The organism is Neotamlana laminarinivorans, from assembly GCF_020523925.1.
In the GTDB taxonomy this organism is placed as follows: domain Bacteria; phylum Bacteroidota; class Bacteroidia; order Flavobacteriales; family Flavobacteriaceae; genus Neotamlana; species Neotamlana laminarinivorans.
In genome coordinates, this window is the sequence record NZ_JAJAPW010000008.1 from 87,339 (window position 1) to 106,183 (window position 18,845).

The following is an 18,845-nucleotide window of genomic DNA, read 5'->3' on the forward strand; positions in this document are numbered from 1 at the left end:
TTTGAATTTATCTATTTTAAATACTGAAATTCAAAATTATATAGATGAAAATCTAAACGCAGATATTAACACCCTTTTACTAAAAGGCAATAATTTTGAAACCGTAGCAACAAAAGCAATAATTGGGCAAATTGAAGCTAAAAAAAGATGCCAAAAAAAGCTACCAACTTGGTTTGAAACTAAAAATATTTATTATCCAGATAAATTAAATATTGAACAAACTTCTTCAGAAATTTCAGCAAAATACAAAGCTTCTTTAATTTCTGGAAAATCTATAATTGATTTAACCGGTGGTTTTGGTGTAGATTGTTTTTACTTCTCTAAAAAATTTGATGTTGTAACGCACTGTGAAATAAATGAAAACTTATCTAAAATTGTAAATCATAATTACAAACAATTATCAATACCTAATGTACAAACCAAAAACGTTAATGGTGTAGATTATTTAAGTAATATTGATACTAATTTTGACTGGATTTACATCGACCCGTCTCGCAGACACGATACAAAAGGTAAAGTCTTTTTTTTAAAAGATTGTTTACCAAACGTTCCAGAACATTTAAACCTTCTTTTTAATCATTCAAAAAATATATTGATTAAAACTTCTCCTCTACTTGATATATCTGTAGGGTTAAACGAATTAAAATTTGTAAAAAACATTCACATTGTCGCTATAAATAACGAGGTAAAAGAATTACTTTGGGAGTTAGAATATGGCCACGAAGCTTCTGTAGAGATAAAAACAGTTAACCTTAAAAACAATAAAAAAGAACACTTCAATTTTGTTTTAAATGAAGAATCAGATATTGAAACAATATATGAAGCACCGCAAACTTATTTATACGAGCCAAATTCAGCTATTTTAAAATCTGGTGGTTTTAATATTATTAGTAAAAAACTTAAGATTTCTAAACTTCAAAAACATTCGCATTTATATACTAGCGCAGATTTAATTGAGTTTCCTGGTCGTACATTTAAAATTGACAAAGTGATTCCATATAACAAGAAAAGTATTAAATCTTTAGGAATAAAAAAAGCTAATATTACTACACGAAACTTTCCTGAAAGCGTAAGCCAAATCAGAAAAAAGTTTAATTTAAGAGATGGTGGAGATATTTACTTGTTTTTTACTACCGATGCTTTAGGTAACAAATTAATGCTACTCACACAAAAAATATAAAACTAAAAAAACAAGATGCTAAAAACATCCTGTTTTTTATTCTATTTATTTTAATAAATTTTTAGCTAAAAATAATGTAGGTTGATATTACAACTAAGCATATTAATGTGCCTACTATTTTAACAGGCTTCCAAGGCACAACATCAACTTGTTTTGTGTAAAACTGTTCGTATGGTGTTTCTCTTGGTTTTAATTTACCAATTACAAGCATAATTATAATAGTAAGCACAAATGTAATGGCTTGCATATGTAACATATGTAAACTAATAACCCCCAAACCATTGGCTAAAATTATGTATAGAACATAAACTGTAAATGCAAAAGTTACTCCTATTTTTGCTGCAATAGCAGGTACTCGTTTGGTTAACATACCTATTACAATTACCGACAAAATAGGCACACTATAAGCCCCATTAACCGTTTGTAAGTAACCAAAAATACTATCTGCATAAATTAAAAATGGCGCTATAAACATTGCAAAGAATGCTAAAATAACCCCAAAAGTTTTACCTTTTTTTACAACTACACGGTCGCTAGCTTCTTTGTTTATAAACTGCTTATAAATATCTACACCATATAATGTTACACAACTATTTAAAGCAGAATTAAATGAACTTAAAATCGCTCCAAACAATACAGCTGCAAAAAAGCCAACCCAAACGTCGGGTAAAACATCGGCAACTAATTTAGGGTAAACATCACTGGTTGCTAAACCTTCTCCATATTTATGATAAGCTATTATACCAGGAAGTACCACTATTATTGGACCTAAAATTTTAATGAATGCGGCAATGGTTAAACCTTTTTGCCCTTCAGCAAGATTTTTTGCTCCTAAAGCACGTTGAATAATTTGCTGATTACTACCCCAATAGAATAATTGAACAAGCATCATACCTGTAAAAATAGTCTCAAAAGGAATACTTGAATCTGGGCCACCAATAGCATTTAACTTTTCTGGATGATCGGTTCCTAGTTTGGCCAATCCTGACATAATAGTTCCATCGTCTCCAATAGCCATTAATCCGAATATAGGAATTAAAAGCCCTCCAATTAATAAGCCTACAGCGTTTATAGTATCTGAAACCACAACAGCTTTTAAACCTCCAAAAATTGCATAAATAGAGCCTATAATACCTATTCCCCAAACGCAAATCCAAACTGCAGCCCAACTACTAACACCTAGCAATTCTGGAATATTAAACATGCCACTTATGGCTTTAGAGCCCGTAAATAGAACCATTGGTAACAATACAACGGCATAACCTGTTAAAAATAATCCTGACGTTATCGCTTTGGTGGTTTTATCGAATCGTCGTTCTAAAAATGTTGGAATAGTTGATATACCGCCTTTTAAATATCTTGGCAGTAAAAATATAGCAGTAATAACCATTGCTATAGCAGCAAGAGTTTCCCATGCCATTACCAAAATACCATCGGTATATGCATCACCATTTAATCCTACAATTTGTTCGGTAGATAAATTTGTAAGTAATAATGAACCTGCAATTACAACTCCGGTTAAACTTCGTCCTCCAAGAAAATAGCCATCGGATGATGATTCGTCTGTTTTCCGAGTTGCATAATAAGATATAACGGCCACAAGTAGAGTGAAGCCTACAAAAGAGATTATTCCCATAATTTAGTTTAGTGTTGGTTTTTATAATTTTCAATAATACTATTTATTTTCTTTTACAGGAAATAAATTTGAATTTCATTAAAAATATTCGACAACTTTAACTAAATGACATCCTATTTAGAAGATTTTTTCTTTAAAACATTAGTTTAAATCCCAAACTAATGGAAGTAAAAAATACACAAAAACGCTCAATATAATTATCGAAACAACATTTAACCAAACTCCTTTTTTAACCATATCGCCTATATTTAAATACCCTGAACCAAATACAACTGCGTTTGGAGGAGTAGCAACTGGTAACATAAATGCACATGAAGCAGAAATTGTAGCACCAATTATTAAATAATATGGATGTACCCCTAAAGTTGAAGCCAAAGAAATAAGAACTGGTAACAACATGGCAGTTGTAGCAATATTTGAAGTGATTTCGGTTAAAAAATTAACCATAGCAATAACTATAACTACCAAAATAACAAATGGAAATGCTTGTAAAGCGATTAGCTTTTCTCCAAGCCAAATGGCAAGACCACTTTCTTCGAAACCTAAAGCTAAAGATAATCCTCCACCAAAAAGCAACACAATACCCCAAGGTAATTTTACAGCATCTTCCCAATGCATTATTTTTTCATCTTTTTTACTTGAAGGTATTAAAAACAGAATAATTGCGAACGATACACTTATTATAGTATCATCGATTGCAGGAATAAGTTTTTGAAGTAAAAATGAACGTGTTATCCAAGCAAAAGCAGTGCAAGAAAATACGATTAACACCATTTTTTCTTCATAGGTTAATTTACCTAAAGCTTTTAATTGTTTGTTTATTTCTTCACTTCCGCCAGGAAATTCTTTTTGTTTAAATTTAAAAGCTATAGATGTTAAATATTTCCAGCACAAGAAAATTAAAATTACTGCAATTGGAAAACCAAATATAAACCATTGAGAAAATGAAATTTCTTCATTAAATGTTGTTTGTACAACTCCTGCCAAAACTAAATTAGTAGGCGAACCTACTAAAGTACCAATACCACCAATAGAAGCACTATAAGCAATAGCAAGCATAAGTGCTTTACCAAAAATTTCGTTTTCGTTTTGTATGGTATTAGGATTATCTTTTAACTGACTAACAATGGCCATACCCATTGGTAAAATCATTACGGAAGCTGCTGTATTAGAAATCCACATAGACAAAAATGCTGTGGCTATCATGAATCCTAAAATTATATTTACCACGTTTGTACCCACTATTTTAATAATGGAAAGTGCAATACGTTTATGTAAGTTCCATTTTTCGATAGCTATAGCTAAAATAAAACCACCTACATAAAGAAAAATATATTTATGCCCATAAGTTGCTGTAGTTTGGGCTAAAGTTAATCCACCCGATAAAGGAAAAAGCACAATAGGTAATAGTGCTGTTACAGAAATAGAAACCGCTTCAGTAATCCACCAAACAGCAACCCAAGCCACAGATGCTAAAACTGCATTTGCTTGTTGGTTTAAACCCTCAGGATGAAAAAAGAGAAGAATTGAAAAAAAAGATACTGGACCTAAAATTTGCCCGATAAGACGTTTTGAAATCATTATTTTTTTGTTCTTAAGAAAAAATTAATTTTATATATAAACTTTTACACGGTGACTAACTCATGATATAAAATAAACTAAAGTTCAATGGTTTATATATAATTTACAACTGTGCAATCTAAGCTTAAAATTCGCTTCTTCTCGTTTATTATTTATTCTTTTGGTTTAAAATCTGCTGCTTTCCATAATGGATTGCTATTATAATATCTTCCATCGGAAACAACCGCAGAAACTGTTCTAATATTTGTAATATCCTCTAAAGGATTTTTGTCTAAAATGGCTATATCTGCATCTTTTCCAACTTCTAAACTACCGGTTTGTTCTCCAAGTCCCATAGCAGTTGCTGGATTTATTGTTGCTGTTTTTATAGCTTCAAAAGGAGACATATCGCCATACTTCTGGTAAGTTTCTATTTCTAAATATAAACTGAATACAGGTACAACATTATCTGTTCCTGCTACAATAGGAATTCCTGCTTTGTAGAACTTTCCTAAAATTTCCATAGATTTCATGTAGGTTTCTCTGCCTTCTTCAGATTTCTTAGCAGACACTCCTGCTCTAAAACGTTTTCCTTCCCATAATTCTGGCGCAATTCTGTACGCATCTGGCTCAATGGTTTCTAATGGATTTCCTGTTTCAAGGCTTCTAACCACATCTAAAGCTATCGTAGGATCTAGAACGGTTTTATTCTCTAAATAAAAATCAATAGCATCATTAATACGCTCGTCTGTAATGCTATTTAAACTTAATGTTGGATATACGGCACGTTTTAAATTTTTAGTAACCTTATCGGAATATAAAACCGTTAATATTCTTGAGCGATGACTAAGCATGTCCATACCCAACTCTACTGCTTTTTTAGCATGTCGTGCTTGTATTGGAACATGGCCAGTTACCGTCATACCTCTTTTATGAGCTTCGGTTGCTAATACCTCAACAATTTCTGGAGCTACAGAAGTGTATATTTTTATTTGTTTATAACCATTTGAATGATAAAGCTCTACAACCTCTTTAGCCTCTTCCACAGATCTGGCTCTTATAATACCATTTCCTTTAACTCCAGGACCATCTGTCATTCCTGCCAATAAAATTTCTGGACCAGCAGCGCCGTTAACAGCTATTTCATCTCTAAATGCGGTTGCAAATTCTAACTCATTACCGTTATCTCTAATGGTTGTAACGCCACCTGCTAAATACGCTGGCCCCCATTGCACTTGGTTGGAGTGTGCATGCATATCGAATAAACCAGGAATAAGTGTTTTACCAGAAACATCTATTACTTTGGCATTCTCAGGAATTTCTACTTCATCCTTTTTGCCTATGGTTTTTATCTTGCCGTTTTCAATAATAACGGTCATGTTTTTTTGAGTAACATCGGTAACAGCATCAACTAAATCGGCACCTACTAAAGCTTTTACTGCCGATAAATCGCCATTTACTTCTTTTGTGTATTGCTTTAATTGCGCAATTTCTTCTTCTACATTACCATCAATAAATAATTGCTTGGCATCTTCGTAGCCCTTTCTAATTAATTCTCTAATTTGAGTATTGGCCTTTACTATGGCTATTAGTTTATTTGACTCGTCTGTCCAAATAGTACGTCCTCCCCAATTTATACCTGTAACTACATAACGATTTAAAGGAATTTTTTCGCCTTTTATAACAGCGGTATCCTTCTTTTTAAATGTTATTGTAACCTCGTTTCTTGGTAAAGTTGGTACGGTTTTTAAGTTTTTTTCAAGACAGTAATAATACAGCATCATTTCTGCTCCTGCCGAAATATTACTGTGTAACGGGAAAAAATCATCTAACTTTTCATGCTCTACAGTATCGAAAAATTTTTCTTTCACTATAATTTTATCAGCTTTAACATCAACCGTTAAATTACTGATAGTATCTTCTCCGCGAATGCGTTTATTCTCGTAAGATATAGGTGTTAAATTAGTGGTTAAAAGCAAATTGGTTTGCACACCTGAAATACGACCTCTTTCGTTTTCACCTTGTAAAGAGCTAAGCGTAATAGTATCTTTGTTTGCTGAAAGCGTGTAACTTTCTTCTCCAATTAAGGATTGCCTTCTATAAACAAGAAAAGTACCTTCGTCTGTATAATTTTCCCATTTTGTACTTGTTTTTGAAGCACAACCGGCTAACATTAATAAAACCGAAAGTTTACTTAATTGCTTTATTTTTTTTGAATACTTAATTATCATATTTTTTAATTGAATATTTTGATGTCTCTTTAAGGAAATTTTGGTGTAAATCTGTTGAAGTAATATTGATTTAACTCATCGGAATTACTTTCAATAATATCTAGTTTACCATCGTTATTTAAATCGGAAGTTAAGATATCGTAAGTACTAAAGGCTTCATTATTTAACTGAACCTTACTCCAAGTTTGGGCATTATTAGTATTTACAAACACATTATTAGGTGCAGCAACATTACCTATTATAATATCGATATTTCCATCTAAATCTAAATCGCCTATAGATAATGAATATGATTTATCGTTACTATCATCGAAAACAACGCTACGCTTATAATTTCCTTTTTTACTACCAAAATAAATAACGTTTGGCTCGCCAATGTTTGCTGTAATTATATCCAGATAACCGTCTTTATCTAAATCGACAATTGCAACAGATCGGGTAATATCGTTTCCTGTTCCGTAAGGTATTTTTTTGCTGAAATTTAATTCTCCATCATTTAAATACACATAGTTTGGTTGGTCGTCGCGGTTGGCAAGAACCAAATCTAAATGTCCGTCGTTATTCATATCGGCTACTTCAACATCAATTGTAGAATCTTTTTTAGATCCAAAACCTATGCTTTTAGCAAATTTGCCTGTGCCATCGTTTAAGCAAATTTCGTTTTCTTTACCTCTGTTGGTTATTAAAATATCTAAATCGCCATCGCTATCAATATCTGCAACTACAATATTTCTGGTTGGCGCATAAGTTTCACCAAAGCTTGCTCCTTTTGTGTAATGCCCTGTGCCATCATTTATAAAAATGTAATTTGGTGCCATATCGTTACCAACAGCAATATCTAAATCTCCATCGTTATCAAAATCGGCTAATTCTGTAGAATAACTGGTTTCCTGTTCGTCTCCTAAAATTCGAGACACTGTAAAAACACCTCGGCCATTGTTGATAAAAATACGGTTTTGTCCAGGCCAATGTCTGCCATTTGCGATTAAAATATCCATATCGCCATCGGCATCAATATCGCCTATTCCCATAGAGGCTGTGCGTTCTTTGTAGGTTCCTAAAATTAAACGACCGCTATTAAAAAATTTTAATGATTGGGCCTGTAAGTTGCTTACTAAAATTGATAAGCATACCAGTGTTAATATTCTCATTTGTTTAATGTCTTAAATTATTTAAAATGTTTAATTCCTAAAGATTCGTAAAGTTCTTTCGCGTAAAAAAGGTTACCATCTTTAATGGTTAATTCTACACGACGTATGTTACTAATATCTTCTAAAGGACTACCATCTATTAAAATTAAATCGGCTTTTTTACCCACTTTAATCGATCCGTAATCTTTAGAAGTTCCTGTTAGTTCGGCCGATTTTATGGTGGCTAATTGCAATACCTCGGCATTAGAAATTCCTGCTTTAGCATACATTTCTAATTCTCTGTGATATAAAAATCCTGGTAAACCATCGGTTCCCGGAACAATATGTATACCTTGTTTGTAAAAATCGTTTATTACATCTAACATTTTGTTAAGGCTTTTAGCATATCGCTCTATTTTATATCCCGATTTTGGTAAACCGCCACTGTAAAAACCACGTTGATTCATAACCGGTAAACGACTAGCTATTGGCTTATATGTTGGACTAACCTCACCTACTCGCGACACATACATGTCTTCGAAAAGCGCAACTGTAGGATCGATTACTATATTTTTTTCTTTTAAAAGATTAACAAAATCAATATATTCTTTAGATTGTAAATCTAAATGAGCCCCATGTTCTGCAGGCATAATATGGCGCAATGGTGTTCTGGTATCGATAGTGTCTGATAAAAAGTTTAAAAACACCATGTTTATATGTTGAATCTCATTATAACCTTGATTTATAGCTTGATTGGCAGTCATATAAGCAGGAATATGCCCACTAACGCGCATCCCTAAATCATGAGATTTATCGGCCAATGGTTTTACCCATTCTGGCTTTATAGAACTGTATAGTTTTATTTGCTGATAGCCTAAATCTTTATAAACTTGTACTTCTTTTAAGCCTTCTTCTAAAGAACTTACAACATTTCGTTGATTTGCATAAGGCCCAGAACCATCAATAATACCCGCAAATGTTACTATTCTTGGGCCAATAATTTCGTTAGTATTAAATTGCTTGCTTAGTTTTTTTAGTTGTTTATTATTTGCTAAATCTCTTACCGAGGTAATTCCGCCAGCAATATGTAATAGCCCTCTGGAATTATTGTTATGCGTATGCATATCGTACATGCCTGGTAATAAAGTTTTACAAGAACCATCAATAACTTGGGCTTCTTTATTTAACGTTTTGCTTTTACTAAAAGGATAAATGTTTTTGATAACATTATTTTCAACAACAACATCTTGATTAAATAGTAAACCTCCAGATTCTGTAAATACATTTACATTTTGAATAACTAAGGTTTGATTAATTTTATGTGTTAACCGAGTAGCTTCCTGTTTTAAATAATCGATTTCTATACTATCCTGAAGCTTTTTCATGTTTAAACGTTCCGATTTGAAATCGCTTCTAATAACATGCAGGTTTCCATCTATTTTCCCAATCATTTCGTTAGATTGAAGCCAAATATATTTTGGATTCATATCTAAACCTTTAACCGAAATTAATTGCACAGACGCTCCGTTTTTTAAAGTTAAATTATACTTTTTTAAAAGAGAAGCTTCACCTTCTGGATAAAGTTTTACTTTATGGTTTTTAGATTCTATAAGGTTTTGGGCTAATATTTCGTAAATAGCTGGTGTGCCATCAAAACGAAAATATAATGAAGAAGCATTGTAACTGGCTTCACCATCTCCTTTTGCGTTGGACCAAGAAACTGTGCTAGGATTTGATGAAAATTTTTCTTCAATATTAACTTTTCTATAATTCACTCCAGAAATAGTTTGAGAAGCTATTACACCATTTTTAAGAGTTATTTTTTCAGAAAACTTTGGCCCCCGACCTCTATCTGTGTATTCGTAAAAATATTCAAAACTACCTTCGCCTGTACTCCATTTTTCGAAAACGCCAGCTGCTTTTTCTCTAAAAACAACTTCGTATGATAATTTTGTGTCTGTTTGATTTTTGGAATCGGTACGCTTCTTACAACTCGTAAACAAACATGTAAATACTAAAGCTAATGATAAAATATGCTTCATATAAAATGAAAAAAATTATTTGTTTTTACTTAAGGTTTTAAAGTTTCTTTGTAGAAACGTAACCAATTTAATCCTAATATTTTTTCAATATCACCAGTGCTGTAACCACGCTTATCTAAAACTTTGGCTACTTGTAAAAATCTATCTGGTTTATCAAGTTCTGGAATCCATGGTGGCCATTGTACTTTGTACGATGGTTTAAATCGGGTTAATCGTGGCACAAACCAGTTTTCGTAGGTAGAACCTGTTGCTTGTAAACCTTGAATGGCAAAATCTGAAGATACGCCTACATGGTCTATACCTCCAACGTTTATGGCATGTTCTATATGGTCTACATAAGTTTCTAGAGTCGTTTCTACGCCTAATTTAGGCCCGATCATGTATCCTAAAGAAATAATTCCCATCATTCCTCCTTTATCTGCCATTGCTTTAATTTGCCCATCGGTTTTAGCTCTTGGGTGATTTTTATGCAACGCTTCGCACATAGAATGGTTTATTGAAACTGGCGCGCTACTAAACTCAATACCTTCGTAAGTGGTTTGCTCTCCACAATGCGATAAATCTATAATAATACCACGCTCGTTCATGTGGTTTACAACCTGAATTCCAAAATCTGATAATCCGCAGTTAGTTCTTTCTGTACTACCATCGCCAATTAAGTTTCTTGAATTATAGGTTAATTGCATCCAACGTAAACCTGCATCATAAAGTTTATCTAGGTTTTTTAAAGATTTTCCAATCATTGAAGCATTTTGAAAACCAAGCATAACCGCTGTTTTCCCTTCTTTTTTTGCTTGAATATAAACTTCGGCACTTGTGCCTAATAAAAGTTTGTCAGAATTTTCTTTTATTCTGTTTTTCCAATTGTTTAGGTTCTCGATGCACTTTGTTAAGTCTCCAGAAGAGACTGAAGCGTTAAAACCAGTATAACCAGATTCGGCTAAAGCTTTAAATGAATCTTCGCTCCAATTTCTAGCGATGATTAAACCATCGTTAACTATTGCATTTTTATAAAGCTTTTCTATTTTATTTTTAGTTAATTCTGAAACTATTGGTGCTTTTGAGTTTACATCTACAGTTTCTAAAATAGAAGTGAGCGCATTAGCTGCAAGACCAGGAAAAAGGGTTCCGGCAGATAGAATTTTAACTAAATTTCGTCTATTTTTCTCCAAAATAATGTGGTGTTATAAGAGTTCTTTTTTTGCAATAATGGTGCAGAAACCTTAGCCTATTTATAAAATAAGCTTAGTTTATTAAACACACATTAATAGCAAATACACTATTAATGTGTGTTATTTTTAATTTATATTAATTCCAACCTGGGTTTTGAGTGATGTTAGGGTTTACATCGGTTTCATCTTGTGGAATTGGTAAAATATTGGTATTATCGCCATAAGGGATATAACAAATACTTGCAGTACATTGCGTTCTAACTATATCTTGTTTGTAACGCATTAAATCCCAAAGTCTTTGACCTTCAAAAGCTAATTCTAGTCTTCTTTCGAATAAAATTTCGTCAATTAAATCTGTGCCAGTTGCTGTAACATCTGGTGCTGTAGGTAAACCTCTTTGGCGCACTGTATTTAAATCGTCTTGTGCTCCAGTAATATTTGTACCAATTTGTGCTCTTGCTTCTGCTCTATTTAAATACATTTCGGCAAGACGCACTACTTTAGTATTGTCGTAACCTAAAACATCTGGATATTTATCTACTCTATAAGGTGCATAATCACCCTGTAAAAAAGCATCCTCTTTAAAAACTTGCATTCTGGCATCGTCTGCATCATATAAAGAAACCACATCGTTTGATGGTAAATAATCGCCATATCCATCTTCTATATACATCCAAGCAATACTGTTTCCACCCTGGTTATCGGTTTCAGTCATTGAAATTTCGAAAATGGACTCCGTGCTATTATCTTGGGTCCAAAGCGTTAAATAATTTTCGTTAGTTACTAAATTATATCCTGCGTTTATTACATCTGTTGCCATGGCTTCTGCATTTTCCCAATCTTCCATGTATAAATACACTCTAGATAATAATGCTTTTACAGCTGTTGATGATAACGTGTTAGAGTTACCACTTCTGGATGTATCGCTCATTAAGCTAATTGCCGTAGTCATATCTGAAATTATTTGTTCGTATACTTCGGCAACTGTGTTCCTTTCTGGTTCCAAAGTAGGATCGAAAGTTAAAATTAAAGGCACACCTAAATGGCTAGCATCATCGGTATATGTATAGTGTTGCGCAAAAAACTTTACTAAATCAAAATAAACTAAACCTCTTAAAGCATAAGCCTCACCTATTAAATGATTGTATGTGTCTTGAGAAGCATCTGGTACTGATATGTCTGCATTAATAATATTATTTAACGCATTATTTGCATAATACATACCTGTCCATAACGCATTTGCTTGTGCATCTGAAACACTTTGAATATGTTCTGCGTAATCTACAATACGGTTAGCTTGCTCATTTTGTTTAACATCATCTGCCATTACATCTGGAATTAAAAACATATAACGCCCATAGTAATATGCTCCAGAAATTTCGTCGTAAACTCCTGTAACAGAAGTCTCAACATCCTCTACATTTGTAATAGCCTCAGAATCGGAAACTGCGTTTTGAGGAGAAACATCTAAAAACGATTCTGAACATGATAGCATAACACCTACCATGATTAACAGTAATATTTTATTATATTTTTTCATAAGTCTTTTTTTTAATTTACAGTTTAACATCTATTCCTAATGAAACAGTTTTCATAGCCGGGGTTAATCCGTAATACGAACCATCAATTGCTTGCTCAGGGTCTATATAAAGCCCTTTATGCTTGGTCCATGTTAAAATGTTTGTACCTCTAGCGTACATTCTAATAGAACTAAGATGTACTAAAGACGTTATTTTTTCTGGGAAGTTGTAAGCTAATGTTAAATCTTTTAAACGGATAAAACTACCATCGTAAACCCAACGGGAAACATTTGCTTGGTTACTACCAGATTGCCCTCCCCAAACAAATTGTGGAAATAATGCATCTGTTTTACCTTCAACCCATCTATTTTCATATAAATAGGTAGCCGTACTTCTTGGAGTTAATCGTCCATCACCTAAAGATCCACGCGCTCTACTATCAAATAAATCGTTACCGTAAGAGTACATAAAATTAGCATCTAAGGTAAATCCTTTATAAGATAAAGATGTGTTAAAACCACCGTAAAATTCTGGTGTTCCACTTTTACCAATTAAATAACGTTCGGCCTCTCCAATATCGTTGGTAATTGTGGTTTCGGTTGCATCTGTATAATATTGTGGTAAACCATTGGTTTGATCTACACCTGCCCAACCATACATGTAGTAAGATTGAAAATCTTGACCTACTTGGCGTCTGTATGCGCCATCGGTATAATCTTCAACCAATTCTGTAATTTCATTTTTAAGGAAAGTAGTGTTAAAACCTAAACTCCATTTGAAATCTTTTTTTGTGATAATATCGGCATTTAAAGTAATTTCAAGTCCTGAATTTTTCATAGAACCGAAATTTTGAGTTAATTCTGTAAAACCAGTTGTTGGAGAAATAGGCACATCTAAAATTAAATCTGATGATTCACGATTAAAATATTCGACTGTACCGTTAATTTTATTGAATAATCCAAAATCTACCCCAACGTTAAAGTTTTCTTGTGTTTCCCATGTTAACTCTGGATTACCTAATTGTGAAGGACTACCTCCTGGTGAACCATCGTAATCTTGCCCATAACCATATAAACCTTGCGACGCGAAATTACCAATACCAGCGTTACCCGTAACACCAAAGGAACTTCTTATTTTTAACAAATTTAAAAAAGACATATCTTCTAAGAAATTCTCTCTAGAAACATTCCAACTTGCTCCAACAGAATAAAATATTCCGTGACGATTATCCGATCCAAATCTAGAAGATCCATCGCGACGCAAACTACCCGATAAGTAATATTTACGATCGTAATTATAATTAGCTCTAGTAAACATAGAATTAAATGTGTACTCTGAGTCTGAACCACCAACAGCATATTCTGCAGCCGCACTACCTAAGTTTCTAACAATGTCATTAGGAAAATCTGTACCAGACCCCCAGTGTGTTTCTCTGTAAGTTTGTTGTGCTTCGTAACCGGCTAAAACATTGAAGCTATGGCTATCGTTTATATCAAATGAATAATCTACAGTTTGTGTACCTACCCAAGTTTTGTTTAATACAGAGCCTTCGTATGCATAACCATTAGTGGTATAACCTGTACCGTAACGACGATTATAATACTGGGATTCACCAATACTAACAACATCAAAATTCCATTGAGAACGAATCAACAAGTTTTTTATAGGTGTTACCGTTACAGCAAAATTATCAATTACACGTAAGGTTTTTGTTTCCCATAAATCATCTCCACTTAAACTCCCTACAGGGTTACTACCAATAGGAAAATAGTTTGCTGAGGCATGTAACGCATTATATTGCCCGTTTTCATCATAAATAGGAATTAGCGGAGATAATTCTAATGTATTTTTAAAAGGGTTGTTCCAAGAACCACCATCCGGCGCTGTGCTAGATTTTATATCTGATACTGTTAAATTATTTGAAATTGACACATAATCGTTTACCTTATAATCGATGTTTGCACGTGTGCTGTATCTTTTAAAACCGTAGCCAATTATGTAACCTTCCTGATCCATATAGCCTGCAGACATGAAATACTTTACTTTATCCGTTCCTCCTCTTGCACTTAAATCGTAGCTTTGAGTTACACCTGTACGTGTAATTGCATCTAACCAATTCGTATCTGTAGGCTCTCCAGTTAAAGGATCTGTTTGTTGTATAAACCTTGCATCTAATCTTGCTTGTGCCTCTTCTTCTGTGTCTCCTTGGTTTACATAGCCCTCAATAAACAACTCTGTATATTGTGCTGCATTTAAAGGTTTTAAAATATCCTTGGAAGCTTGAGAGTTAAATCCTGTAAGCGTTTTTAACTCTACAACAGCTTTACCAGACTTTCCTTGTTTAGTCGTAATTAAAATTACACCGTTTGCCCCACGCGAACCATAAATAGCTGTAGAGGCGGCATCTTTTAAAACACTTATACTCTCTATATCATTTGGGTTTAAAGAACTAATAACGTTAGAACTTGCTCCGTCGTTATCGTTTAAAGCTTGACTTCCTGCTGAAATTGGAATACCATCTATAACATAGAGTGGCGAACTTGATGCATTTATAGAACCAATACCTCTAATTCTAATTTGAGTGTTCGCACCTGGAGCTCCATCTGATGAAGATGCCTGTAAACCTGCTACGTTACCACGTAGTGATTGTTCGAAAGAAGATGTAGGTGCTTGCTCTAATTGCTCTGACTTTACAACTGAAACAGCACCTGTTATTGATTCTTTTGTTTGTGTACCATAACCAACAATTACTACCTCGTTTAGTGCTGCAGCACTTTCTTTCATGGTAATATTAATTTCTTTTTTTGCGCCAACAACTACAGTCTCTGTTGCCATACCAACGTAACTAAACTCTAAAACGCTTTCTTGATTTGGGACTGAAATATTATATTTTCCATCAAAATCAGATTGTGCACCTGTTTTTGTGCCCTTTACAATAATATTTACGCCTGGTAGTGGCATACCATACTCGTCTGTAACAGTACCAGTTATTGTAATTTCTTGTATAACATTAGTTACTTTGGATTCATCTGACTCCTTAACTTTATTTTTTTTAACTACAACTTGTTTACCATCAATATTATAAACAAGTCCTGTATTTATAAAAGCTTGATCTAAAACACTAGTTACCGGAGCATTTATAAATTTTAAAGATATTTTTTTTGATGTCTTTACAACATCATCTTTATAAAAAAAGATATAATCACTACTATTTTGAATTTTGGTAAATAGCTGTTCTATTGATATACTTTTTACGTCAATATCAATTTTCGATTGGCTTGAAATCGTGTTCGCATAAACCGATGTAAGTCCGATACTAAGGAATAATAAAAATATTCTCATGAGAGCTAGAATATCTAAACTTGATTTTTTTTTCATACTTTTGAGTTGAGTTAATTAATGTTGCTACGCAAGTAGCAATGTTGAATTTTAAATAGCTGGAAAATGTTGCCGCATTTTCTAGCTTTTTTAATTTTAGAATTTAGTTTTCTTCATTTATTGTTTTTTTTGATTTATAATTATTTTATTATTTGTTAAAGAGTATGTCATATCTGTACTAGCTGCAATATTCTGTAACACGCTTTCTATATTTTCATTTAAATCTAAGTATCCTGAAAATGTTTCGTTAGCTAAGTCATTATCTAAAATATCTACATCAATATTATAATATCTAGATACTCGTTTGGTTATATATTTTAAACTATTGTTTTTAAATATTAATATTCCATCACGCCAAGAAAAATAATTATCTACGTTTACTTTTTCAGACATTATGCTTTTAGTACCTTTATTAAAACTAGCTTTTGTTCCCGGTGTAATTTTCATTTTTTCTGTAAATTCTGTAGAACCCAGATTTTCTTTATAACTAATTTTTACACTACCACTTTTTAATACTGTGTTTGTAATTTTTTCGTCTGTATAACTAGTTACACAAAATACAGTACCAAGCACCTCTACTTCCTGATTTTCGGAAAGTACTATAAAAGGTTTGCTTTTATTGTGTGCTACATCAAAAATAGCTTCTCCTTCTAAATAAACCTCACGACGTTTCCCATTAAATGCTGCTGGATATACTATTTTAGAACCTGAATTTAACCATACCAAACTGCCATCTGAAAGTTTAATTTTTCCACGTCTGCCGTATGGCACTAAAAGTGTATTGTATAGAACTTTATTATTTTTTTGAGTGTTTTGTTGTAAATGTTCAGTCTCTCCTAAAACTACCGTTTCGCCAGATTTTGAATAATTTATACCTTTTGAGTCGTCTGTAATATTAACACTTTGTCCCTCTGACAATACTAAAACTACTTCTCCAGAATTATTTACATTTATATTATTGGATTCATTTACAAATTTAGATAGAGATGCTTCTGGAGTTGTCTTATACATAAAAAAACAAGTAACCAATAATATAGCTGAACACATTATAATGCTATAAGCTACTCTGTTTCTTCTTTTTTGCTTTGGAAGCTCGTTTACAGAGGCAATAATTTTATTTTTAAGCACAACTTTTTCAAGCTCTGTTATTGGTAATATTTTTATTTTGGATGATTCTTTTTCTTTCATTTTTTAACTTAATAACATTAACTACTCTGCTGTTAGTTAAATTAGTTGGTAACATTTATTTAAAGTAAACTAGGGGCTTTTTATAGACAAAAAGACTACAATATTTTGCTAATAATAAAAATTAAGTTTGCGTAATGCTTTTATAGCTCTATATATTGAAGTTCGAGCTGTTTCAACAGAAATACCCATGATTTCTGAAATTTCTTCATAAGATCTATCTTCGTTAAACCTTAAATACAATACTCTTCGTTGTTTATCTGTTAAGGTTTTTATTGCCTTAGACAAAGAGCTATTCCTGTGAGCTACTTGCTCTTTGTTAATTATTTGTCTTTCGCAAGAATCGGTATGATTTTTTGGAGTAGTATCTAATTTAGATTGAAATTCACTATTCTCAAAAGGTTTATCTTTTACTTTATATTTTTTATTTATTTTTCGTTTTAAAGACTGTAGTAAATAGTATTTAACATTACTGGTAACAGACAGGTTTTTTCTGTATTTGTGTAAATCCAGGAACAAGTCATGAATACAATCCATAACATAACCTCGGTCTTTAGAATGATACATGCCGTAATTAAACAAAACATCAATATACAAATCGTAAAGTTCACCTAAAGCCAACTTATCACCTTTAATAAGTCTTTTCCATATTTTTAAATCTTCATTATTCGAAGTTTTCAAGTTATTTAAACTCGTCTCTTTAGTATTGGAAAAAACATCTTCATTTACATGTAAATTATTTTCCAAAGCTAAAGCCAACGCTAGTTCTCCATATTCTTGCATAAACTTTAAGTTTTGAGTTAGTTTAAAAGCAGTATTACCGGCTTTCAATAATATAAGCAAAAAATAAAGGCTCTATAGACAAATTTATTAGATTGATAAGAAATTTTGCGTTATTATAAATAATTAGCTCCTTTTTAATACAACAACCTTTTTTTTGATAGCAAAAAATCAATTATACTCAATAATAACTAAACTCAACCATGTAATTAATCTTACAAAACACTATTAATGGATAGTACTTACTTTATTTAAAATTTGAATGTTCAATACAAAAAGGTCGTTATTTTGGATGAAAACAAAAACATTTCAACTAAATCGGAACAAAAAAATGTAACAAGTATTATTATGAGTGGAAAAGTAGGTTGAAAAAATGGATTTTAATAATACACGCCAAGGCTATTAGTATATAACTAGAACTAAGCTGTTAATTATGTGAACCTAAATAATATTTATGGACATTTTTTAAAACAAAAAAGTCTTAACATATATGTTAAGACTTTTTGTGATCGCGACAGGATTTAAGTTCTGTCCGTAATTCGTATGTATAACGTGCTATTCCAGCTTGCTTAAAAGTGAACTAACCGAATAACTGACAAGCTATTTTTGTTAAAATTAAGCTTATTGGCTTTCATCCAATACTGAGTAAATTTACAAATCAAAAGGGTATAAAACAATATAAATTGTATTAAAAAAGGCAACTAATACTTACTACTAAATGGCTCTGTTTATAAAATAAGTTTAAACCCTAATTTCTTATTTTAAATTTAAGTATGAGACCTGGTAATAATAAAATGACTTTGTTATACCTTAATCTTGTAAAGTCCATTAGCTTGTGACGTATTCTTGAATGGTGTCTTGGTCTATACCGGTGTATTCTGAGAACTCTTTGATGGTAATAAATTGATGTGGCTCCTTATTAAAGTGCTGCTTAATTTTAGATAATAACTTACGGCCGTAGCGTTCTGTTCGACCGGTTATTCGTTGGATATCTTTGGGGTATATGCAGGCGCGTTCTAACTTCAAGGGTG

Annotated in this window: 12 protein-coding genes; 1 reads left to right on the forward strand and 11 read right to left on the reverse strand. The window is 32.4% G+C overall.

Features of this window, described 5'->3' with window-relative positions:
• Nucleotide 1 precedes the first annotated feature (1 nt).
• Nucleotides 2-1,180: a THUMP-like domain-containing protein gene (locus LG649_RS14770; RefSeq protein ID WP_226544590.1), complete on the forward strand. Its 1,179-nt coding sequence runs from the start codon at nucleotides 2-4 to the stop codon at nucleotides 1,178-1,180.
• Between the two features lie 61 nt (nucleotides 1,181-1,241).
• On the opposite strand, the gene LG649_RS14775 is transcribed toward LG649_RS14770, so the two are convergent.
• From LG649_RS14775 to LG649_RS14825, 11 genes are all read right to left on the reverse strand, one after another.
• On the reverse strand, nucleotides 1,242-2,816 hold the full coding sequence (locus tag LG649_RS14775; RefSeq protein ID WP_226544591.1) for a solute:sodium symporter family transporter: 1,575 nt from the start codon (nucleotides 2,814-2,816) through the stop codon (nucleotides 1,242-1,244).
• A 141-nt stretch (nucleotides 2,817-2,957) separates the two neighbouring features.
• Entirely contained in the window at nucleotides 2,958-4,397 is a 1,440-nt protein-coding gene (locus LG649_RS14780) for an SLC13 family permease (RefSeq protein ID WP_262904511.1), read from the reverse strand.
• 152 nt (nucleotides 4,398-4,549) lie between these two features.
• Nucleotides 4,550-6,607, reverse strand: a complete 2,058-nt coding sequence (locus LG649_RS14785; protein WP_226544592.1) for an amidohydrolase family protein — start codon at nucleotides 6,605-6,607, stop codon at nucleotides 4,550-4,552.
• 29 nt (nucleotides 6,608-6,636) lie between these two features.
• Nucleotides 6,637-7,758 (reverse strand): FG-GAP repeat domain-containing protein, encoded by a 1,122-nt coding sequence (locus tag LG649_RS14790; protein WP_226544593.1) that lies wholly within the window; start codon nucleotides 7,756-7,758, stop codon nucleotides 6,637-6,639.
• 17 nt (nucleotides 7,759-7,775) lie between these two features.
• On the reverse strand, nucleotides 7,776-9,779 hold the full coding sequence (locus tag LG649_RS14795; protein WP_226544594.1) for an amidohydrolase family protein: 2,004 nt from the start codon (nucleotides 9,777-9,779) through the stop codon (nucleotides 7,776-7,778).
• A 29-nt stretch (nucleotides 9,780-9,808) separates the two neighbouring features.
• Nucleotides 9,809-10,951 (reverse strand): dipeptidase, encoded by a 1,143-nt coding sequence (locus LG649_RS14800; RefSeq protein ID WP_226544595.1) that lies wholly within the window; start codon nucleotides 10,949-10,951, stop codon nucleotides 9,809-9,811.
• Between the two features lie 136 nt (nucleotides 10,952-11,087).
• Complete coding sequence (locus LG649_RS14805; protein ID WP_226544596.1) at nucleotides 11,088-12,491, reverse strand: RagB/SusD family nutrient uptake outer membrane protein; 1,404 nt, start codon at nucleotides 12,489-12,491, stop codon at nucleotides 11,088-11,090.
• Between the two features lie 16 nt (nucleotides 12,492-12,507).
• The gene (locus LG649_RS14810; protein WP_226544597.1) at nucleotides 12,508-15,849 is read right to left on the reverse strand and encodes a TonB-dependent receptor; all 3,342 of its coding nucleotides are present in this window, start codon (nucleotides 15,847-15,849) and stop codon (nucleotides 12,508-12,510) included.
• A 117-nt stretch (nucleotides 15,850-15,966) separates the two neighbouring features.
• Nucleotides 15,967-17,037: a FecR family protein gene (locus LG649_RS14815; protein ID WP_226544598.1), complete on the reverse strand. Its 1,071-nt coding sequence runs from the start codon at nucleotides 17,035-17,037 to the stop codon at nucleotides 15,967-15,969.
• Between the two features lie 108 nt (nucleotides 17,038-17,145).
• The gene (locus tag LG649_RS14820) at nucleotides 17,146-17,817 is read right to left on the reverse strand and encodes an RNA polymerase sigma factor (RefSeq protein ID WP_226544599.1); all 672 of its coding nucleotides are present in this window, start codon (nucleotides 17,815-17,817) and stop codon (nucleotides 17,146-17,148) included.
• Nucleotides 17,818-18,642: 825 nt separating this feature from the next.
• Nucleotides 18,643-18,845 (reverse strand): hypothetical protein (locus tag LG649_RS14825; protein ID WP_317197667.1); only part of this gene is annotated, 203 nt, incomplete at its 5' end.